Here is a 20887-nt window from a genome sequence, read left to right on the forward strand (position 1 = left end):
AGTGGCTCCTCAATTAAGCTCTAGGATTACTCATCAACTTCGTTGTCGTCATTGTCGCTGTCGTCGTCACCATCTTCTTCATCGGTGCTTTCGGCAGTTTCAGGACGCTCACGACGCTCACGACGTTCGCTACGGTTTTCTTCAGCCTTCAACATCTCAGACTGTTCAGTAACCGCTTCATCGCGACGGATGATCAAGTTGCGCAATACCGCATCGTTGTAGCGGAAACTGTCTTCCAGTTCTGCTAAAGCTTTGCTGCTGCACTCAACGTTGAGCAAAATGTAGTGTGCTTTGTGGATATCATCAATTGCGTAAGCTAATTGACGACGACCCCAGTCTTCTTGACGATGAACTTTACCACCATCTTCTTCGATCAGTTTGGTGTAACGCTCAACCATACCGCCGACTTGTTCGCTTTGATCCGGGTGGACCAAGAACACTATTTCGTAATGACGCATAGATGCTCCTTACGGGTTGTAGTCTGCCGCACTCTGCGGTCAGACAAGGAGTGGATGAAATTTTTGCTCTGGCGCACAATTACAGCAGTACGCACAGGGCAAGGGGCGATATTCTAAAGAAGCTCGCCCGGCTAAGCAAGGTATGTCTTGCAAAAGGTCAATTTAGCGTAAAAGAACTATTTAATTGCCAAGCGCTGACGCTGCGCTTCAAACAGGCACACCCCAGTGGCTACCGAGACGTTAAGGCTGCTAACACTGCCCTGCATCGGCAAATTCACTAAAAAGTCACAGGTTTCACGGGTCAAACGGCGCATACCGGCCCCTTCAGCACCCATTACTAAAATCAGTGGTCCAGTCATATCTTGCTGGTAGAGGGTTTGCTCGGCTTCACCGGCAGTTCCCACCACCCATAAACCTTTCTGCTGCAATTTTTGCAGGCTGCGCACCAGATTGGTAACAGCCACCAAAGGGACAACTTCCGCAGCACCACAGGCAACTTTACGCACAGTGGCGTTTAAGGTGGCTGACTTATCCTTAGGAATAATCACTGCATGCACACCAGCGGCATCGGCGGTACGCAAGCATGCACCTAGATTATGCGGATCGGTCACGCCATCCAGCACCAACAGCAATGGCGGTACTTCTAGGCGATCCAGCAATTCATCGAGCATTTGCTCGCCCCAGATCTGACTGGGGCTGACTTTGGCTACAACACCCTGGTGGACGCCATCGATTTGCTCATCCAATTCGCGGCGGCTAATCGCACTGATTTGAATCCGCTCGGCTGCAGCTAAGTCGCGCAGCACTTGCATCCGCGGCTCGCTGCGGCCATCCGCGAAAAGCAGCTGTTTCACCCGCTTCGGGTGATGACGCAACAAAGCCTCAACCGCATGCACACCATAAACGTTTTCTAAATCATTCATAATGCCCAGCCTTGGTGGATTTGCTGACGACTTTGCGCTTACGCACTTTGCTTTTTGCTTTACCTTTTGGCGCGGCAGCATCTTTATCTACAGCACCTTTTTTAGCGCCTGCTGCGGAAGTTTTCGCACTGTCTTTTTTCGCCGCATCTCTGGCCGTTTTGCCTTTAGCATGGGGACGCTTGCCCACATCCGCATCAGCCGAGCTCATTTCGAAATCAATTTTGCGCTCGTCTAAATCAACCCGCGCCACTATCACTTCGACGGTATCGCCAAGGCGGAAGCTGCGTCCACTGCGCTCACCACTTAAACGGTGATGCACTGCATCAAACTGGTAATAATCACCTGGCAAAGCAGTGACATGCACCAAGCCTTCCACATAAATATCAACCAGCTCAACGAAGATACCAAAGCCTGTCACCGAGGTAATCACACCCTCAAAGGTTTCACCAACCCGATCCAACATAAACTCGCACTTGAGCCAAGTCACCACATCACGGGTGGCTTCATCAGCACGGCGCTCGGTCATGGATACTTCGACGCCAATCTCTTCGAGCTCTGGCAAATCATAAGGATAGACTTGCGCTTTTGGTAGGCTACGCGCACCAACTCGCTGCACATGCTCAGTTTTCTGCCGTGAACGAATCACATGGCGAATGGCACGGTGGTTGAGCAAGTCTGCATAGCGGCGAATCGGTGAAGTAAAGTGCGTGTAGGCCTCATAGTTCAGACCAAAGTGACCGTTATTATCAGGGCTGTACACCGCCTGACTTAACGAGCGCAACATTACCGTTTGAATCAACTGAAAATCAGCACGGTCACGTACAGTTTCCAACAGCGCCAAATAGTCTTTGGGAGTTGGATCGCCTTTACCGCGATTTAGGGTTAAACCCAGCTCAGTTAAAAAACCACGCAACTTCTCTAGCTTTTCTGCCGGCGGACCATCGTGCACACGGTACAGACCGGGCAAATCATGATCTTCTAAAAAGTTGGCCATAGCCACGTTGGCGCACAACATGCACTCTTCAATCAGCTTGTGTGCATCATTGCGCTCGGTGGGTAAAATCTCAGCAATTTTACGGTCTTCACCAAACACAATCTGAGTTTCGCGGGTTTCGAAATCAATCGCACCACGGTTATGACGCTGCTTCTGTAACGCCTTGTACACCGCGTAAAGATCTTTTACATGGGGTGCAACGGCAGCATACTCAGTCAGATACTGCTTGCCTTCAGCGCTGCGCGGACGCTCCAACATGGCACTGACCACGTCGTAAGTTAAGCGAGCGTGGGAATTAATGATGGCCTCATAAAACTGGTAGCCAATCATTTTCCCGGAGTGACCCAAAGCAATTTCACAGACCATCGCCAAACGATCAACATTCGGGTTTAACGAGCACAGACCGTTGGATAGCTCCTCTGGCAACATCGGAATCACCCGCTCGGGGAAATACACTGAATTACCACGTAAATGTGCTTCATGATCCAGCGCAGAATCCACTTTTACATAGTGCGAAACATCGGCAATGGCCACATACAAACGCCAACCACCGGTAACCACATCACCAGCACTGCCGCTGCGCGGTTCGCAATACACCGCATCATCAAAGTCGCGAGCATCTGCGCCGTCAATGGTAACAAACGGCAAATGGCGTAGATCCACACGCTTTTCTTTGTCTTTTTCTTCCACTTCAGCTTTAAAGCGCTTGGCTTCTTTAACCACAGCATCCGGCCAGATGTGGGGGATATCATAGTTACGCAGGGCCACTTCAATTTCCATGCCCGGCGCCATATAGTCGCCCAACACTTCGACAATATTACCCTGCGCTTGGAAACGTGCGGTTGGCCAGTGGGTAATTGCCACTTCAACCAACTGCCCCACTTGCGCACCACCGGCACGACCCGGACTGATCAAGACTTCCTGCTGCATTTTTTTATTGTCGGGTAGGACAAAGCCAATGCCATTTTCTTCGTTATAGCGCCCTACAATAGATTCGTGGGCACGCAGCACCACTTCAGCAATGGCACCTTCACGGCGGCCACGCTTATCAAAACCTACAACACGCCCTAAAACACGGTCGCCATCAAAGACTAAACGCATTTGCGTGGGGCTTAAAAATAAATCATCGCCGCCATCGTCAGGGATTAAAAAACCAAAACCATCACGGTGACCACTGACGCGGCCCACCACTAGGTCTAGCTTATCCACAGGTGCATAAGCACCGCGGCGGGTATACACCACTTGCGCATCACGCTCCATCGCACGTAAGCGACGACGCAATGCTTCAAGATCCTCTTCCGAGGTTAATGCAAATTCAACCGCCAACTGTTCACGGGTAGCAGGTGCTCCACGCTCAGCTAGGTGCTGTAAAATCAATTCACGGCTTGGAATTGGGTTGTCATATTTTTCCGCTTCACGAGCGGCCTCTGGGTCGAGGGATTGCCAATCGGCTATCAAATTAAATTACCTTACTTTTTAAAAATAGAGAGTGAAGTGAATAATTGTTCACTGCACCGAATTACCTGTCTAATTTAACAGATTTTTTACCCAATAGGGGTTTACAAGATCTTTTATCGGCCGTATAGTTCGCGACCACAACGCAATGTAATTGACGTTGTACCACGGAAACTATGCAGATGCATGGCTTTCAATGCCCAGGTGGTGAAATTGGTAGACACGCTAGCTTCAGGTGCTAGTGCCCGCAAGGGCGTGGAAGTTCGAGTCTTCTTCTGGGCACCAATCATACAGCTCAAAGCCCCTAACCATGGGGCTTTGAGCTTTTTGGGGGTTTATTATACCCCCCAAAAAAAGCGCCAAATCGTACCCTCACTCCTTAAGCGCCAATAAAAATCTCTGGCAAAACAAGCTGGACAAGCAATAAACCCAGGCTAATTGTTGCCGCATAAAAGAATGCCACCGCCGCTTGCGCACGACCGCCGCGCGTTGATTCCAACTTCAAAATAAACGCAATAAAGCTAACCGCCAATAATGCAGCGGTGTACGGCATGATAAACGGCAAAATCTCAGGATTAACAATACGCGCAACAATGCTTGGCACTGAAGCCAGCATAAACACCACACTGGATATCGCCGCCACCTGCAACATAGTCAGCAACGGCCGCGGCACTCGCATATCTGTTTTTTTCGCAAACAGAGTGAGCAGTAACCATCCCAGCGCAATAACAAAAAGCAAAGTCACCGCACTTAAAGCAATTTTCGTAAGAGAGATATCTAACATATAGATCCTTGGAGAAGAAGAAGTTATTGCTCGTCACTTAAAAACCAGCGCAGCAACGCCAGCACAGTATAACCAGCATGACTACAGAAGACATGCAGCCTGGCCTAAACAGTGCGGCGCTAAAAATAAAGGGCGTAGTTTAACGTGCATCGCGCCACGATGGGCGATTGCACACAAGTATTTAAGCTTTAGCCGCTACGCGCGAGCGTCTAACCAGCAGCTAGTCGGCCAGGCATCGTCTTGGGCAACGAGCTAGGCTGCCAAATCGCTTTAAACATTTATTTTTCCAATAAAAAAAGCCGCACTAGGCGGCTTTTTTTGAACCCAACAAACTTACGCTTGTTCTGCTTGCTCAGCTTTGGCTTTAGCAACGTCTTTGATCGACAGCTTGATCCGGCCACGGTTATCCACGTCCAGTACCAGCACGTCAACCATCTCGCCTTCAGTCAAGATATCAGTGACTTTTTCAACACGCTCATCGCTGAGCATGGAGATGTGCACTAAGCCATCTTTACCTGGCAGGATGTTAACAAACGCACCGAAATCAACAATGCGCTCAACTTTACCGTTGTAGATTTTACCAATCTCAGCTTCTGCTGTGATGCTCAGCACGCGTTCACGGGCTGCTTCTGCTGCTTCTTTAGTGCTACCAAAGATTTTGATCGAACCATCATCTTCAATATCAATGGATGCATCCGTTTCTTCACAGATCGCGCGGATGGTTGCACCACCTTTACCGATCACATCACGAATCTTGTCGGAATCAATCTTCATCGCAATCATGGTCGGCGCATTGGCTGACAATTCAGTGCGTGAAGTGGCCAGCACTTGATTCATTTGCTCAAGGATCGTAATACGGGCGGTGTGCGCTTGGTTCAGCGCAATTTCCATGATTTCTTCAGTAACGCCTTCGATCTTAATGTCCATTTGCAGTGCAGTTACGCCATTGGCCGTACCCGCTACTTTAAAGTCCATATCGCCAAGGTGGTCTTCGTCGCCGAGGATGTCAGTTAAGACAGCAAATTTCTCGCCTTCTTTAACCATACCCATCGCAATACCGGCTACTGGCGCCTTCATTGGTACGCCCGCATCCATCAATGCTAAAGAAGCACCACAGACTGATGCCATGGAGCTGGAGCCGTTGGATTCAGTGATTTCTGAGACCACACGAATGGTGTAGGGGAAGTCATCTGGGTTTGGCAACATCGCAGCGATACTGCGGCGCGCTAAACGACCGTGACCAATCTCACGACGACCGGTTGCGCCCATACGACCGCACTCACCTACCGAGTAAGGAGGGAAGTTGTAGTGCAGCATAAACGGATCGCGTTTTTCGCCTTCGAGAGTATCGAGGAACTGTGCATCACGCGCAGTACCCAAGGTTGTAGCAACCAGAGCTTGGGTTTCACCACGGGTGAACAAAGATGAGCCGTGTACTTTATCCAATACGCCCACTTCAATAGCCAAAGGACGTACAGTTTGCGCATCACGGCCATCAATACGTGGCTTACCGTTGACAATGTTTTCACGCACTGTGCGGTATTCGATTTCGCCGAACGCATCTTTGACTTCTGCGGCTGTAGGGCCTTCACCTTCAACGTCGCTGGCTAAAGCGGCAACTGCTTGCTCACGGATTTCACCGAGACGCGCATAACGGTCTTGCTTAATAATGATGCCGTAAGCTTCTGCGATGCCTGCACCAAACTGATCACGCACTGCGTTTAACAACTCAGTGTTTTCAGCTTTTGGCTGCCAATCCCAACGCGGCTTACCAACTTCAGCAGCCAGCTCAGTAATCGCCTTAACGACCACCTGGAACTCTTCATGGGCAAACAGCACGGCGCCAAGCATTTGGTCTTCAGTCAGCTCGTCTGCTTCTGACTCAACCATCAATACTGCGTCTTTGGTACCAGCAACCACCATGTCTAAGCAGGATGCTTCTTGCTGCTCATAGGTTGGGTTGATCAAGTAACCTGTTTCAGGGTGGAAACCAACGCGGGCACAACCAATTGGGCCGTTGAATGGAATACCTGAGATCGCCAATGCAGCTGAGGTACCAATCATCGCAGCGATGTCTGGATCAGTTTTCTTACTGGTAGAAACAACCGTACAAATAACCTGCACTTCGTTGCTGAAACCTTCTGGGAACAGCGGACGGATCGGACGGTCGATCAGGCGTGAGGTGAGGGTTTCTTTTTCAGATGGACGGGCTTCACGCTTGAAGAAACCACCTGGGATTTTACCTGCGGCATAGGTTTTTTCTTGGTAATGCACAGATAATGGGAAAAAGTCTTTGCTTGGATCAGCTTTTTTCGCGCCAACCACTGTACAGAGTACAGAGACATCGTTGTTAACGCTGACTAATACAGCACCACAGGCTTGACGCGCAATGCGGCCTGTTTCTAAAGTAATGGTGGATTCACCAAATTGAAACGTTTTAATAACCGGATTCACGGTATCTTCCTTCTCTAATGTGACCTTGGGGAAATTGGCAAGAGCTTGGGTATCGGCCCAACGTACTCCTGAAAAGCGAAAAGCTGGAAGCCCAAAGCACTTGCGCAAATCACTTTACGCTTAGCACCCCAGACTCCCAGCTTCACGTTACAGCTTACGTCTTAACGACGTAGACCCAGACGACCAATCAAAGTCGCGTAACGGCCAAGATCTTTACCCTTCAGGTAGTCCAGCAGCTTACGACGCTGGTTAACCATACGGATTAAACCACGACGTGAGTGGTGATCTTTTTTGTTATCTTTGAAGTGACCTTGCAGCTTGTTGATGTTGGTCGTCAAAAGTGCAACTTGCACTTCTGGCGAACCGGTATCACCTTCAGACTGCTTGTAGTCATTAATAATCTGGATTTTTTCTTCGTTGCTTAGTGCCATGATGGGCTCCTAGTTTGGACAGGCCGGGGATTTCCCGTGCAAAAGATAGAGGTATGACCGTGCCTGCCAACAGCCTACCTTAAGGTTTTTTAGCTGCAGTAATAATACAGCTAAAAAAACTTGCTCATTGTGACCGAATTAGACGCTTGGGTGCAACCATTGCATCATCATCTATTTCGCCCACGCCGATAAATTCATCATTATGGTTATAAACCCGCACCATTCCTTCCAGCGGCGAATTCTGCGCACGTACGGGCTGGCCATTTAACCAAAAGAAACTGCTGTTCTCCGTCAAACTGACTCGAGGAAAATGCAGCAAACCGCTGTCCATGGGAATCATGCAGGCATCCAGTGCTTCAGCACCACCTTCCTCATGCAAGCGCTCCAGCTCTGCTAAAGTGACCGCATGGGTTAAATCAAAAGGCCCAGCCTCTGTGCGACGCAATTGCGCCACATGGGCACCACAGCCCAGCACCGCACCAATGTCTTCAACTAAGGTGCGGATATAAGTGCCTTTGCTGCAGGCCACTCGAATACGAGCTTGCTCCCCTTCGCAGGATAAAAGCTCAAGCTGACTGATAGTCACTTTACGCGGCGGACGCTCCACAGTAATACCAGCACGCGCAAGCTTATACAGCGGTTGCCCATCTTTTTTAAGTGCTGAATACATCGGTGGAATTTGTTCAATATCGCCACGAAACTGCGGCAATACCGCTTCAATATCAGCAGCGCTGACATGGACTGCTTTAGTTTCTAGTACCTCACCCTCAGCATCACCGGTATCGGTGGTGGCGCCAAGCTGCATGGTTGCTTCATAAACTTTATCAGCATCCAGCAGGTAGCGAGAAAACTTAGTTGCCTCACCAAAGCACAGCGGCAATACACCCGTTGCTAAAGGATCGAGGCTACCAGTGTGGCCGCCTTTATCGGAGTTGAGCAGCCAACGAACTTTCTGCAAAGCACCGTTAGAGCTAACACCATAAGGCTTATCAAAAATAATAATACCGCTGACACTGCGACGCTTACGTTTAACCTGTTGCACTACGCCTTACTCTCCGCTGGACCCAGTATTGCGCTCGTCTTCGGACACCGCCTGCTCAATCAGTGCCGACAAATGCGCACCGCGAGTAATACTTTCATCATAATGAAAATGTAACGCTGGTAAGCTGCGCAATTTCATCGCCTTACCTAGCAACATTCTTAAATAGCCCGCTGCATCTTTCAGCACAGTTAAATTTTCTTTAATCACTTCAGGGGAATTATCGCCCATCACAGTGATAAAGACTTTGGCGTGACTGATATCACGACTGACATCAACGCCTGTAACCGTGATAAAACCTAAGCGCGGATCTTTGATTTCGCGCGGGATCAGTGTTGCCAGCTCACGCTGGATCTGATCGCCAATACGTTGGGTGCGGCTGTATTGTTTCGCCATTACATTCACCTTGCGCTGCACAGTGCAGCTACTCTTTTGATCCATATAAACAGCAAACGGCAAGCTCAGCAGGTTAGGTTAGATACCCAGCCAGCTGCACTTGCCGTTGCCTATACGTTTATAAATTACAGCGTACGTGCGACTTGGACCTTCTCGAACACTTCGATCTTGTCACCCACTTTCACGTCATTGTAACTCTTCACGCCGATACCACATTCCATACCGGAACGCACTTCAGCAGCGTCATCTTTAAAGCGGCGTAATGATTCCAGCTCACCTTCAAAAATAACAACGTCATCGCGCAATACACGAATTGGACGGTTACGGTACACAGTACCTTCAGTAACCATACAACCGGCAACTGCACCCAGCTTCGGCGAACGGAATACTTCGCGCACTTCGGCGATACCCAGAATATTCTCACGGACATCAGTACCCAGCAGCCCGGACAGTGCTTTCTTCACGTCTTCGATAATATCGTAAATGATATTGTAGTAGCGCATATCGAGACCTTCTTGCTCAACGATTTTACGCGCACCGGCATCAGCACGCACGTTGAAACCAAAGATCACCGCATTGGAAGCTAGAGCCAGGTTCGCATCACTTTCGTTGATACCACCCACACCACCAGCCACCACACAGACTTCTACTTCATCATTACCTAACTCAGACAAGGAACCGCGCAATGCCTCAAGAGTACCGCGTACGTCTGCTTTAATAACGATATTAAGAACTTTCTTCTCTTCCTGCCCCATATTCTCGAACATATTTTCGAGCTTACCAGCATGGGCGCGGGCCAGTTTAACCTCACGGAACTTGCCCTGACGGAACAGTGCAACTTCACGGGCTTTACGCTCATCAACCACAACTGTGACTTCGTCACCGGCTTCTGGCGTACCATCTAGACCTAAAATCTCTACTGGAATTGATGGACCTGCTTCTTGGATAGGTTGACCATTTTCATCCATCATGGCGCGGATACGACCGAAGTTAACACCCACTAACACCATGTCGCCTTGACGTAAGGTACCGTTTTGTACCAGCACCGAAGCAACTGGGCCACGGCCTTTATCCAGACGCGACTCAATCACTACACCACGCCCTGAAGCCGATGGTGTGGCATTGAGCTCAAGTACCTCTGCTTGCAGCAGAACTGACTCAAGTAACGCATCAATTCCGGTGCCGACTTTGGCGGAAACGTGGACAAACTGCGTATCACCACCCCACTCTTCTGGGATGACGTCATGGGCTGCTAGGTCGTTTTTAATACGATCTGGATCAGCTTCTGGCTTATCAATTTTGTTCACTGCGATAATCAAAGGTACGCCCGCTGCTTTAGCGTGCTCAATACCTTCAATGGTTTGTGGCATCACGCCATCATCCGCAGCAACCACTAGAATTACGATATCTGTAGCTTTGGCTCCGCGTGCACGCATCGCAGTAAAGGCGGCGTGACCTGGGGTATCTAAGAAAGTGACCATGCCACCTTCAGTTTTCACGTGATAAGCACCAATGTGCTGGGTAATCCCACCGGCTTCACCGGTCGCCACTTTGGCGCGACGAATGTAGTCAAGCAACGAGGTTTTACCGTGGTCAACGTGACCCATAACTGTTACTACAGGTGCTCTGTGGAACGTTTCGCCTTCATCAATTTTCAATGACGCAGCAAACTGCTCTTCCAGTACGTTATCGCTGACGCGACTGACGCGGTGCCCCATGTCTTCGGCAATTAATACCGCAGTATCTTGGTCCAACACTTGGTTGATGGTCACTGGCGAGCCGAGCTGGAACATATACTTAACCACTTCGACGCCTTTCACCGACATCTGCGCAGCTAATTCAGCAACGGTGATGGTTTCACCAATACTGACATCACGTACAACTGGACCTGCAGGGCTATGGAAGCCATGCTGATTCGAGCGCTTCTTCGCTTTGCTGCGGTTACGTCCACCGCGACGAGCAGTTTGCTCATCATCCAGACGCGCCTTACCTTTGGCCGCAGGACGTGGCGCAGCTTTACGCTCACGACGCTCATCTGGCTCAACACGCTTGGTTGGCGCTTTTTTACGCTCAGTGGCCGGTGCAGCAACTTCATCCACCACAGGCAAAGTAATGTCTGCCGGTGGCAGGTCAGGCTCTTCAGCTTTAACTGGCTCGGCTTTTGCCGCAGCTGGTTTAGTCGCTACAGGCTCAGCTTTAACTTCAGCTGGCTTAGCTTTTTCTTGCGCAGCTTCTTTGGCCTTTTTCTCAGCTTGCAATTTCTCAAGATCTTTTTGCTTTTCAGCTTCAATCTCTTCAGCACTGCGCTTAACAAAAGTTTTCTTTTTACGCACTTCAACACTAATTGACTTACTACCTGGCGTACGCAAGGTGGTTGTCGTTTTACGTTGCAAAGTGATTTTTTTAGATCCGTCAGTTTTAGTACTGCTGCCTTTTTCTAAAAAAGTCAAAAGTTTCTGTTTCTCCGTTTCGCTTACTTTTTGGTCGGCACTAGTGTGTGCCAGACCAGCCTCATGCATTTGTTGCAGTAGGCTTTCTACTGGCGTGTTCACTACTTTAGCCAGTTCTTTAACCGTGACTTGCGTCATGAACTTCTCTCCTCAAGCCGCAATGTGCTTATTCAAACCAGTGGGCGCGGGCGGCCATGATCAGCTTGCCGGCACGATCTTCATCCATGCCTTCGATTTCGAGCAAATCATCAATCGATTGCTCTGCTAGGTCTTCGCGGCTGAGCACTCCGCGGACGGCTAGCTCAACGGCCAGCTCTTTGCTCATGCCCGTTAAGTCGAGCAAATCCTGTTCCGGCTGAATATCAGCCAGCTTTTCTTCAGTCGCAATAGCGCGAGTCAGTAAACAGTTTTTGGCGCGAGTACGCAGTTCATTAACGATTTCTTCATCAAAACCTTCAATGTTCAGCATCTCTTCCATTGGTACATAAGCAACTTCATCCAAACTGGTGAAGCCCTCGTCCACTAGAACCTGCGCTAAGTCCTCATCTACCTCAAGGTCTCTAACAAACAGTTGTAATAAATCGCCGGTTTCTTCTTGCTGACGCGCTTGAATGTCTTCCTGACTCATCACATTCAACGTCCAGCCAGTGAGCTGCGAAGCTAGGCGTACGTTTTGACCGCCGCGACCAATGGCCTGTGCCAGGTTTTCTTCCGCAACAGCGATATCCATGGTGTGCGTATCTTCATCAACAATGATGGCAACCACTTCCGCAGGGGACATCGCGCTAATGACAAATTGCGCCGGATTATCATCCCACAACACAATATCTACACGCTCACCGCCGAGTTCAGCAGAAACAGCTTGCACACGAGAACCACGCATACCAATACAGGCTCCCTGCGGATCAATACGCTTATCTTTAGAACGTACGGCTATTTTAGCACGGGACCCTGGATCACGGGCAGCCGCCATAATTTCGATCAAGCCTTCAGAAATTTCTGGAACCTCAATATTGAACAGTTCCATAATCATTTCTGGAGCCGTGCGCGACAATACCAATTGCGGACCACGGTTCTCTGAACGAATCTCTTGCAGTAATGCACGTACACGCGCACCAACCCGGAAGGTTTCGCGCGGAATAATATCTTCCCGAGCTAAAATTGCTTCAGCGTTATTACCCAAATCAACAATAATATTGTCGCGAGTAACTTTCTTAACTGTTCCGAAAATAACCTCACCGAGTCTGCTGCGGTATGCCTCAACAATTTGCGCGCGCTCAGCTTCACGTACTTTTTGCACGATCACTTGCTTAGCGGTTTGTGCAGCAATACGGCCAAACTCAATGGATTCAATTTTCTCTTCAATGACATCGCCGACGCTGGGGTTTTCCACGCGCTTTTCGGCCATATCAATGGTCAACTGATGCGCTGGGTCATCAAAGTCAACTTCTTCTATTACTGTCCAACGACGGAAGGTTTCATAGTTACCGGTCTGGCGGTCAATTTCGACCCGCAGGTCCACTTCATCTTCGTAGTTTTTCTTAGTTGCAGTGGCCAGTGCCAGCTCCAGCGCTTCAAAAATCACCGCTGGCGGAACACCTTTTTCGTTGGAGACTGATTCAACAACCAGTAAAATTTCTTTGCTCATCGCATGCCTCGCCTTTCGCGAATTCTAAAGTTCGCGGAGTCCGTATTTTTATTCAAAGTTCGGAAGTATATTAGCTTTTTCAATCAGATCGATCGGCAGCAAGTACTCATACTCATCAACTTGCACCACCACATCTTGATCTTCAACTGATCGAATCAACCCTTGAAAACTGCGGCGATCTTCAATTGGAGAGCGCAGCTTAATTTTTACCTGTTCACCCGCAAAAGCAGCAAACTGCTCCAAGGTAAAGAGTGGACGATCCATTCCCGGTGATGAAACTTCCAGCGTATATTCAGAGCTGATCGGATCTTCAACATCCATCACAGCACTCAGCTGACGACTGACTGTTTCACAATCATCGATTAAGATTCCATTCTCATGATCAATATAAACACGCAGCACTGAGTGGCGACCCTGAGAAATAAACTCAATGCCCCACTTCTGATAACCCAGCGCTTCAATCACTGGCGTCAATATGTCCTGCAACTGCTCCAGCTTGCTAGTCATCCGACCTCCAATGCATGCTGTAGAAATGAAAAATGGGCCTAACGCCCATCCAATATTTGAAAATATATCTGTTTCACCTAATAAAAAGCCCCTTACTAGGGGCTCTTTATTATGAATACTTGGCATTTATAATGCGCGTGGCAAAAACAACGCCACCCCACTAAATCTGATCACGAAGTGTACACCCCAGATCAATCACAGTCAAGTAAGCACAAACAAAACGACCCGCTTATGCAGCAGGTCGTTTTTTATATGGTACCGAGAAGGGGACTCGAACCCCTACAGCCTTTAGGCCACTACCACCTCAAGGTAGCGTGTCTACCAATTCCACCACCTCGGCAAAATTACTCTACGTCTACTTCTTCTACTTCAACAACAGGTACATCAGTGTCACTGGCTGCTGAGCGCTTGCTTTCGACTTGAGGAATGTCTTCCAGCATAACTTGCTCTTCAACTTGTACTTCTAAAACTGCTGGATCAGGCAAACCCATCTGCGCAATTGCACCAGCACGTTCTTTAGCGTAAAACGCCAAACCTAAACTCGTTGCAAAAAACACTGCCGCTAAAACAGCAGTCAAACGACTCATAAAACTGCTTGAACCCTGCGATCCAAATACAGTTCCTGAAGCGCCAGAACCAAATGAAGCGCCGGCTTCTGCACCTTTACCCTGCTGTAACAGAACAAAACCTACAAGACCAACAGCAACCACTAAGTGGACAATAATTGTGACTGTTTCCAGCATTTTAATTTCCCGCAGCGCGACATATCGCACCAAATTCTTTTGCATTGAGGGAGGCTCCGCCTACTAACCCCCCATCGATATCTGCTTGAGCAAACAACTCAGCAGCATTGGCAGCTTTTACACTGCCGCCGTATAAAATTCTTAAACCCTGAGCCACGCCCGCACTATGACTGGCGATATGTGCTCGTATTTGCGCGTGTATATCTTGCGCCTGCTCAGGTGTTGCAGTCAATCCACTACCTATCGCCCAAACTGGCTCATAAGCAATAACTGCTTTAGCAAAAACATCAACACCCAGCTCCACCAGCACGGCATCAATTTGCCGCTGTACAACTGCTAGCGCCTGCCCAGCCTCACGTTCTGCAAGAGTCTCACCAACACAAAGCACTGGCGTTAAACCAGCTGCTTGCGCTGCAATAAACTTGCGGCATATTACACTATCAGTCTCATCTTGCAACTGTCTTCGTTCAGAATGCCCAACAAGTACCATTGAACAACCAATATCTGCGAGCTGTAGCGCCGAGGTTTCCCCAGTCAGGGCGCCCTCCTCCAACTGCACAGCGCAATCCTGAGCACCGACAACAATATCACTTTGCGCGACCTGAGCACCAACAGCTTGCAAATAAACAAGACCAGGAAATACTGCCACATCAACTTCAGCGGGCAATACTTGTGTAGCCAGTTCATTTAACAACAGTTTGATGCTGGCACAGGTGCCATGCATTTTCCAATTACCAGCTACCAATGGGCGACGCATGTCAATCCTCTTCGCTCAAAGTGGGCGCAGATATTACTCAAGCGCATAAAAAGATGCAAGCAAAATCAACCACATACCGCTTGCACAACTTCGGCTAAACGCTGCGCATGCTGTAAGACTACGGCCTCGTCATCACCTTCAACCATAATCCGCACTAACGGCTCAGTACCTGACTTGCGCAACAATACTCGCCCACGCCCAGCCATCGCCGCAGTCACCTCATCACAGGCTGCCTGCACCTTAGGATCACTGACTGGGTCAACTTCGCCTGTTAAGCGCACGTTAATCAGCACTTGCGGCAGCTTTTTCCAGGCTAGACGCTCTTTTGCCAAGCTCTGCCCGCGGCGGCGTAACGCCAGCAGCACTTGCAAGGCAGCAATAATGGCATCACCAGTGGTTGCATGCTGCGCACAGAGAATGTGCCCTGAATTTTCACCACCGAGCACCCACTTGCGCTCAACCATTTCCGCCATGACATAACGGTCACCCACATTGGCACGAATAAAAGGAATGCCGCGCTCTTCCAGAGCCAGCTCAAGACCGAGATTACTCATCAGGGTCCCTACTACGCCGGTACCTTCTGGCAAGCGCTCACGCTCCTGGATATCAGTGGCGATGATGTACAACAGGTCATCACCATCCACCACTGCACCCGTATGATCAACCATTTGTACGCGGTCACCATCGCCATCAAAGGCAATACCTAAATCCGCACCATGCTCAACCACAGCTTTTTGTAGCGGACCCAAACATGTGGAGCCAACACCATCATTAATATTCAAGCCATCTGGCTGCGCAGCGGTGGTGACCACTTCCGCCCCCAGCTCGCGAAACACACTTGGCGCAACTTTGTAGGTAGCTCCGTGCGCGCAATCTAAGACAATTTTCAGCCCAGAAAAATCAGTGCTGGTGGGCACGCTACTTTTACAGAACTCGATATAACGGCCAGCTGCGTCATTGATGCGCGAGGCTTTACCTAAATGCTCGGACTCAACCACCGTCATCGGCTCATCAATCAACTCCTCAATCATCAGCTCAACGGCATCCGGTAATTTGGTGCCCTGACCTGAGAAGAACTTAATGCCATTATCATGATGCGGGTTGTGTGAAGCACTGATGACTATGCCAGCTTCTGCTTGAAACGTTCGCGCCAAATACGCTACCGCCGGCGTCGGCATTGGACCTAATAACATCACATCAGCACCGGCGGCAGATAATCCAGCCTGCAGTGCCGACTCAAACATATAGCCAGAAATACGGGTGTCTTTGCCCACTAAAATACGGCACTTACCTTGCTTACGAAACGCCATGCCTGCCGCCCAACCGAGCTTCAGCATAAACTCTGGGGTTATCGGGTGCGTACCCACATGCCCACGAATACCGTCAGTGCCAAAATACTTTCTCGCCATTTTATTATTCCTTTGCCGCGGACTGCACCGCATTAAATATTTTCAGCACATCCATGGTCTCTGCCACATCATGCACACGTAAAATTTTTGCCCCGCGCTCTAAGGCCATCACCGCCAAGGCTAAACTGCCAGACAAACGCTGATCAACTGGCTTATGCACAACATTACCCACCATGCTCTTACGCGAGACACCGACCAACAAAGGTCGCTGCAACTGCCACAACTCGGGCAGACGCTGAAACAACTCATAATTGTGTTGTAAATTTTTTGCGAAACCAAAGCCTGGGTCAAGCACAATACGCTCAGGAGCAATCCCTACCTGCGCACAAGCGGCCATACGCTGCTGCAAAAAAAGCATCACTTCAGCGGCCACATCCTCGTAATGTGGCGCATTTTGCATGGTTTGTGGCTCTCCACGCATGTGCATAAGGCATACGGGCAAGCCCGTTGCAGCTGCAGCCGTAAGCGCCCCCTCACGCTGCAAAGAGCGCACATCATTGATTAGCCCCGCACCTAAGCGCGCAGTTTCAGTGATGACTGCAGGTGTTGAGGTATCGACAGAAATAATCACATCACTTTCTGCCGCGATCAACTCAACCAAGGGTGCCACTCGATCCAGCTCTTGCTGCACACTCACCGCTGCTGCCCCAGGTCGGGTTGATTCACCACCAATATCAATGATGCTTGCACCATCGACCACCATTGCTAAAGCACGCTGTAACGCTGCAGCCAAAGTGGCATCACGACCACCATCAGAAAACGAATCTGGGGTTGCATTCAGGATACCCATTACATGGGCGCGGGATAAATCAAGAACCTGTTTACCACAGTGTAAAACAGGATTTGCGGTGACGTGCATAGTCTGCCTTAGTGTTCTGTACTATTGAAACGGGCGCTGATTAGCGCCCGTTAACTGCCTCTTAGTGTTCGCCGGCCGGCCCACCAATGGGCGCATCTGGCCTTGGCGCATTGTCTTTAGGCTCAGCTTGCGCGCTGGGCTTACCTGCCGAGCCGCTGTCTCCCCAGTCTTTTGGTTCGCGCGGCTCACGGCCCGACATAATATCGTCAATCTGATCGCTATCAATGGTTTCATACTTCATGAGTGCTAAAGCCATTGCTTCTAACTTATCGCGATTATCATGCAAAATTTTAGTCGCAGTGCCGTAGCACTCGTCAATAATCTCGCGTATTTCTTGGTCAATTAACTTGGCTGTTTCGCCTGAGACGTTACTTGCACCACCGCCAGAACGACCTAAATAACCTTCGTTTTCATCCTCTTCATACATCAACGGACCAAGCTTCTCAGACAAGCCCCATTTGGTCACCATGTTCCGCGCCAATTGCGTCGCGCGCATAATGTCGTTCGATGCACCCGTGGTGACACCGTCAAAGCCAAGAGTCATTTCCTCAGCAATACGGCCGCCGTACAGTGAGCAAATCTGACTGATCAAACCGCGCTTCGATAAGCTATAGCGATCTTCTTCCGGCAAGAACATAGTCACCCCCAGCGCACGGCCACGGGGAATAATCGACACTTTATACACTGGATCATGCTCTGGCACTAAGCGACCAACAATAGCATGACCCGCTTCGTGATAGGCAGTATTGAGCTTTTCTTTTTCTGACATCACCATGGATTTGCGCTCAGCACCCATCATGATTTTATCTTTAGCCATCTCAAATTCTTGCATGGTGACTAAACGGCTGCCAGAACGCGCCGCAAATAACGCCGCCTCGTTGACCAAGTTAGCCAAATCCGCACCTGAGAAGCCCGGCGTACCACGGGCAATCACTGCCGCATCGACATCATCATGCACCGGCACTTTACGCATATGCACCAGTAAAATCTGCTCGCGACCACGGATGTCGGGCAAGCCCACTACCACTTGACGGTCAAATCGACCTGGACGCAATAACGCTGGATCCAGCACATCAGGACGGTTAGTCGCAGCAATAACGATCACACCATCATTGTCTTCAAAACCGTCCATTTCTACCAGCAACTGGTTCAAGGTCTGCTCACGCTCATCATTACCGCCACCCATACCAGCGCCACGGTGACGACCGACCGCATCAATCTCATCAATAAAAATAATGCAGGGCGCATGCTTTTTCGCTTGCTCAAACATATCGCGCACCCGTGAAGCACCCACCCCGACAAACATTTCTACGAAGTCAGAACCGGAAATAGTAAAGAACGGTACTTTTGCTTCACCGGCAATGGCTTTCGCCAATAAGGTTTTACCCGTACCAGGCTGCCCCACCATCAATACGCCACGGGGGATTTTGCCACCTAAGCGCTGGAAACGGCTGGGATCGCGTAAGAACTCAACAATTTCGCCGACTTCTTCTTTGGCTTCATCACAACCGGCAACATCTGCCAGCGTGGTTTTAATTTGATCTTCGGCCATTAAGCGCGCTTTACTTTTGCCAAAGCTCATGGGCCCGCCTTTACCACCAGCGCCGCCCTGCATCTGGCGCATAAAGAACATTACTACAGCTAAAATAATCAGAATTGGGAAGCTGGCAACTAAAAGCTGCATCCACATGCTCTGGCGCTCTGGCTGCTTACCAACCACGCTAACATTGTGCTCTAGCAAGTCACCCATCAAGCCATTGTCTTGAATCGCTGGGCGCACTGTTTCAAACACACTACCGTCTGCACGCTTACCTGTAATCACAAAGCCGTCAACGGTCACTTGCTCAACACGTCCAGACTTCACCTCTTCAATAAAGGTGCTGTAATTCAGCTTGCCCGCTTCGCTCTGCGAGGAAAAATTATTCATTACGGTCACTAGGACAGCAGCGATAACCAACCACAATAGGAGGTTTTTAGTCATATCGTTCACTTCTATATACCCTCTGCTGCAACAACCGCAACAAATACGTCAATTACATATAACAAACTTACTACACATTGACGCTCTGCGTATGTTTGTCCTGTAACAATACATTTAAACACTTCAATTAAGCATCGTCATCCACCGCATGCATACCCCGCGCTAGGAGGTACTGTTCTCGTGAGCGGTCACGGGATGAACTTGGCTTGCGCATTTGCACTTTTTCAAAACGTCCACGCACATCACGCAGATACTCATCAAAACCTTCACCGTGGAAGATTTTAATTAAAAAATCACCGCCGGGACGTAAGACCTTAGATGCTAAATCCAGAGCCAGTTCACATAAGTACATCGCCGATGCTTGATCGGCGATACGTATACCACTCATATTGGGGGCCATATCGGAAATAACAAGGTCTACCGGCTTATTTCCCACTGCTGCAATAATTTCATCAAAGACACTTTGCTCAGTAAAGTCGCCCTCAATAAAAGTTACGCCAGCAATACTGTCCATGGGCAGGATGTCTGATGCGATTAACGTACCATCATCACCGACCACGCGACTGGTCACTTGCGACCAACCACCTGGCGTACTGCCCAAGTCAATGACCGTCATGCCAGGGCGTAAAATACGGTCTTTTTCTTGGATCTCTAATAATTTATAGCTCGCACGGGAGCGGTAACCATCTTTATGCGCCATTTTCACAAATGGGTCATTAAAATGTTCAGTTAGCCAGCGCTGACTGCTTTTAGATCGAGCCACAGAATACCTCTTAAGCTTCAGGTCAGGTAAACTACCCACCTTCATTCAATGTTACGACTCAGAGGTCGATTATGACGCTCACACAAGAGCAAAAGAAACAATTTAAATCCATCGGCCATCACCTAAAGCCGATTGTTACGGTGGCTGATAACGGTTTAACCGAAGGGGTTCTGGCTGAGCTGGATCGCGCTTTGCACGACCATGAGCTCATTAAAATTCAGCTGCGCCTTGCGGAGCGCGATGACCGTAAAGCCATCATCGATGAATTATGCCAAAAAAGCAGCAGCGTTTTGGTACAAAGCATCGGTAAAGTTGCATTAATTTATCGCAAGAACCCTCAGCCAAATAAAAACCTGTCTAACGTACTGCGTTACAACATTTAAACTTAGCCACAACTATCCAGCTCACTAACATCTATGATGAACGCAGAGCTGGATAGGCTAAGGGCACAGGCTGAATAACCAGTAACAGTCCACACATTCCCAGCGCTAAGTAACTGTAAGCCAGCCAATACTGCGCAGCCGGCCACAGATTTTGCGTAACAAAATAGCTCATCGCCAAAGCAGCAGATACCAGCAAGAGCTGGCCACGCAAATCTTTCAGCAACTGGCGCGCAGGCATAGCCTGTTTAAGCACCATGAGCTGCAGCAAAACACACGCCAAAGCGATCCCCACCAGCAAAGGCCGCGTATATAACGCGACCTCTTGCACCAAGATACTGGCAAAACCGATTTTCTCCAGCGCCTTCAGCAAAACAAAGTGCATAATCCAAATACCGCCCACCCAAAACACTTGTGCAAGCTGCCAAGTGATTGCGCCGGCCCGCAAGGGAGCAA

At 49.4% G+C, this 20887-nt stretch carries 19 protein-coding genes and 2 tRNA genes; 2 read left to right on the forward strand and 19 right to left on the reverse strand.

All coding sequences use genetic code 11. From position 1 onward, the window contains the following. Positions 1 to 26: 26 nt before the first annotated feature. From rpsF to rnr, 3 genes are all read right to left on the reverse strand, one after another. Positions 27 to 458, reverse strand: a complete 432-nt coding sequence (gene rpsF, locus O6P33_RS12350) for a 30S ribosomal protein S6 (protein ID WP_269818071.1) — start codon at positions 456 to 458, stop codon at positions 27 to 29. Positions 459 to 634: 176 nt separating this feature from the next. After that, positions 635 to 1381, reverse strand: a complete 747-nt coding sequence (rlmB, locus tag O6P33_RS12355) for a 23S rRNA (guanosine(2251)-2'-O)-methyltransferase RlmB (protein WP_269818072.1) — start codon at positions 1379 to 1381, stop codon at positions 635 to 637. Further along, the gene (gene rnr / locus O6P33_RS12360; RefSeq protein WP_269819534.1) at positions 1374 to 3830 is read right to left on the reverse strand and encodes a ribonuclease R; all 2457 of its coding nucleotides are present in this window, start codon (positions 3828 to 3830) and stop codon (positions 1374 to 1376) included. Before rnr ends, rlmB begins: the two co-directional genes overlap by 8 nt. A 198-nt stretch (positions 3831 to 4028) precedes the next feature. Between rnr and O6P33_RS12365 the strand changes: the two genes are divergently transcribed. Further along, positions 4029 to 4115, forward strand: a tRNA-Leu gene (locus tag O6P33_RS12365). Positions 4116 to 4209: 94 nt separating this feature from the next. Here the strand turns inward: O6P33_RS12365 and O6P33_RS12370 are convergent. From O6P33_RS12370 to rlmE, 15 genes are all read right to left on the reverse strand, one after another. Beyond that, complete coding sequence (locus O6P33_RS12370; RefSeq protein WP_269818073.1) at positions 4210 to 4614, reverse strand: hypothetical protein; 405 nt, start codon at positions 4612 to 4614, stop codon at positions 4210 to 4212. Positions 4615 to 4947: 333 nt separating this feature from the next. Then, positions 4948 to 7068: a polyribonucleotide nucleotidyltransferase gene (gene pnp, locus O6P33_RS12375; RefSeq protein ID WP_269818074.1), complete on the reverse strand. Its 2121-nt coding sequence runs from the start codon at positions 7066 to 7068 to the stop codon at positions 4948 to 4950. A 161-nt stretch (positions 7069 to 7229) separates the two neighbouring features. Next, positions 7230 to 7499, reverse strand: a complete 270-nt coding sequence (gene rpsO / locus O6P33_RS12380) for a 30S ribosomal protein S15 (protein ID WP_269818075.1) — start codon at positions 7497 to 7499, stop codon at positions 7230 to 7232. A gap of 124 nt (positions 7500 to 7623) precedes the next feature. Next, positions 7624 to 8541, reverse strand: coding sequence for a tRNA pseudouridine(55) synthase TruB (gene truB / locus O6P33_RS12385; RefSeq protein WP_269818076.1), 918 nt, complete (start codon positions 8539 to 8541; stop codon positions 7624 to 7626). 6 nt (positions 8542 to 8547) lie between these two features. Continuing rightward, positions 8548 to 8934, reverse strand: coding sequence for a 30S ribosome-binding factor RbfA (gene rbfA, locus O6P33_RS12390; protein ID WP_269818077.1), 387 nt, complete (start codon positions 8932 to 8934; stop codon positions 8548 to 8550). Positions 8935 to 9059: 125 nt separating this feature from the next. Further along, on the reverse strand, positions 9060 to 11522 hold the full coding sequence (gene infB / locus O6P33_RS12395; protein WP_269818078.1) for a translation initiation factor IF-2: 2463 nt from the start codon (positions 11520 to 11522) through the stop codon (positions 9060 to 9062). A 28-nt stretch (positions 11523 to 11550) separates the two neighbouring features. Further along, a complete protein-coding gene (gene nusA, locus O6P33_RS12400) occupies positions 11551 to 13032 on the reverse strand; it encodes a transcription termination factor NusA (protein ID WP_269818079.1) in 1482 nt (493 codons plus the stop codon). Between the two features lie 48 nt (positions 13033 to 13080). Continuing rightward, a complete protein-coding gene (rimP, locus tag O6P33_RS12405; protein WP_269818080.1) occupies positions 13081 to 13539 on the reverse strand; it encodes a ribosome maturation factor RimP in 459 nt (152 codons plus the stop codon). Positions 13540 to 13792: 253 nt separating this feature from the next. Further along, a tRNA-Leu gene (locus O6P33_RS12410) sits at positions 13793 to 13879 on the reverse strand. 4 nt (positions 13880 to 13883) lie between these two features. Next, positions 13884 to 14282, reverse strand: a complete 399-nt coding sequence (gene secG / locus O6P33_RS12415; protein ID WP_269818081.1) for a preprotein translocase subunit SecG — start codon at positions 14280 to 14282, stop codon at positions 13884 to 13886. 1 nt (position 14283) lies between these two features. Next, entirely contained in the window at positions 14284 to 15039 is a 756-nt protein-coding gene (tpiA, locus tag O6P33_RS12420) for a triose-phosphate isomerase (protein WP_269818082.1), read from the reverse strand. A gap of 65 nt (positions 15040 to 15104) precedes the next feature. Further along, a complete protein-coding gene (gene glmM, locus O6P33_RS12425; protein ID WP_269818083.1) occupies positions 15105 to 16448 on the reverse strand; it encodes a phosphoglucosamine mutase in 1344 nt (447 codons plus the stop codon). Between the two features lie 4 nt (positions 16449 to 16452). Next, positions 16453 to 17307, reverse strand: coding sequence for a dihydropteroate synthase (gene folP, locus O6P33_RS12430; RefSeq protein ID WP_269818084.1), 855 nt, complete (start codon positions 17305 to 17307; stop codon positions 16453 to 16455). Between the two features lie 61 nt (positions 17308 to 17368). Then, the gene (gene ftsH / locus O6P33_RS12435; protein WP_269818085.1) at positions 17369 to 19288 is read right to left on the reverse strand and encodes an ATP-dependent zinc metalloprotease FtsH; all 1920 of its coding nucleotides are present in this window, start codon (positions 19286 to 19288) and stop codon (positions 17369 to 17371) included. 127 nt (positions 19289 to 19415) lie between these two features. Next, on the reverse strand, positions 19416 to 20051 hold the full coding sequence (gene rlmE, locus O6P33_RS12440; protein WP_269818086.1) for a 23S rRNA (uridine(2552)-2'-O)-methyltransferase RlmE: 636 nt from the start codon (positions 20049 to 20051) through the stop codon (positions 19416 to 19418). Between the two features lie 71 nt (positions 20052 to 20122). Here rlmE and yhbY point away from each other — a divergent pair, with 71 nt between their 5' ends. Next, a complete protein-coding gene (gene yhbY, locus O6P33_RS12445) occupies positions 20123 to 20434 on the forward strand; it encodes a ribosome assembly RNA-binding protein YhbY (protein WP_269818087.1) in 312 nt (103 codons plus the stop codon). Positions 20435 to 20465: 31 nt separating this feature from the next. Here yhbY and O6P33_RS12450 read toward each other — a convergent pair whose 3' ends face one another. Then, positions 20466 to 20879: a DUF4149 domain-containing protein gene (locus tag O6P33_RS12450; protein ID WP_269818088.1), complete on the reverse strand. Its 414-nt coding sequence runs from the start codon at positions 20877 to 20879 to the stop codon at positions 20466 to 20468. Positions 20880 to 20887: the final 8 nt, after the last annotated feature.

This window comes from Denitrificimonas caeni (assembly GCF_027498055.1).
Lineage (GTDB): Bacteria > Pseudomonadota > Gammaproteobacteria > Pseudomonadales > Pseudomonadaceae > Denitrificimonas.

Excerpts from the sequence above, each read along its gene's own strand:
- rpsF (WP_269818071.1), bottom strand. The coding sequence starts at position 458 with ATGCGTCATTACGAAATAGTGTTCTTGGTCCACCCGGATCAAAGCGAA.
- rlmB (WP_269818072.1), bottom strand. The coding sequence starts at position 1,381 with ATGAATGATTTAGAAAACGTTTATGGTGTGCATGCGGTTGAGGCTTTG.
- O6P33_RS12370 (WP_269818073.1), bottom strand. The coding sequence starts at position 4,614 with ATGTTAGATATCTCTCTTACGAAAATTGCTTTAAGTGCGGTGACTTTG.
- rpsO (WP_269818075.1), bottom strand. The coding sequence starts at position 7,499 with ATGGCACTAAGCAACGAAGAAAAAATCCAGATTATTAATGACTACAAG.
- rbfA (WP_269818077.1), bottom strand. The coding sequence starts at position 8,934 with ATGGCGAAACAATACAGCCGCACCCAACGTATTGGCGATCAGATCCAG.
- infB (WP_269818078.1), bottom strand. The coding sequence starts at position 11,522 with ATGACGCAAGTCACGGTTAAAGAACTGGCTAAAGTAGTGAACACGCCA.
- nusA (WP_269818079.1), bottom strand. The coding sequence starts at position 13,032 with ATGAGCAAAGAAATTTTACTGGTTGTTGAATCAGTCTCCAACGAAAAA.
- rimP (WP_269818080.1), bottom strand. The coding sequence starts at position 13,539 with ATGACTAGCAAGCTGGAGCAGTTGCAGGACATATTGACGCCAGTGATT.
- secG (WP_269818081.1), bottom strand. The coding sequence starts at position 14,282 with ATGCTGGAAACAGTCACAATTATTGTCCACTTAGTGGTTGCTGTTGGT.
- tpiA (WP_269818082.1), bottom strand. The coding sequence starts at position 15,039 with ATGCGTCGCCCATTGGTAGCTGGTAATTGGAAAATGCATGGCACCTGT.
- glmM (WP_269818083.1), bottom strand. The coding sequence starts at position 16,448 with ATGGCGAGAAAGTATTTTGGCACTGACGGTATTCGTGGGCATGTGGGT.
- folP (WP_269818084.1), bottom strand. The coding sequence starts at position 17,307 with ATGCACGTCACCGCAAATCCTGTTTTACACTGTGGTAAACAGGTTCTT.
- ftsH (WP_269818085.1), bottom strand. The coding sequence starts at position 19,288 with ATGACTAAAAACCTCCTATTGTGGTTGGTTATCGCTGCTGTCCTAGTG.
- yhbY (WP_269818087.1), top strand. The coding sequence starts at position 20,123 with ATGACGCTCACACAAGAGCAAAAGAAACAATTTAAATCCATCGGCCAT.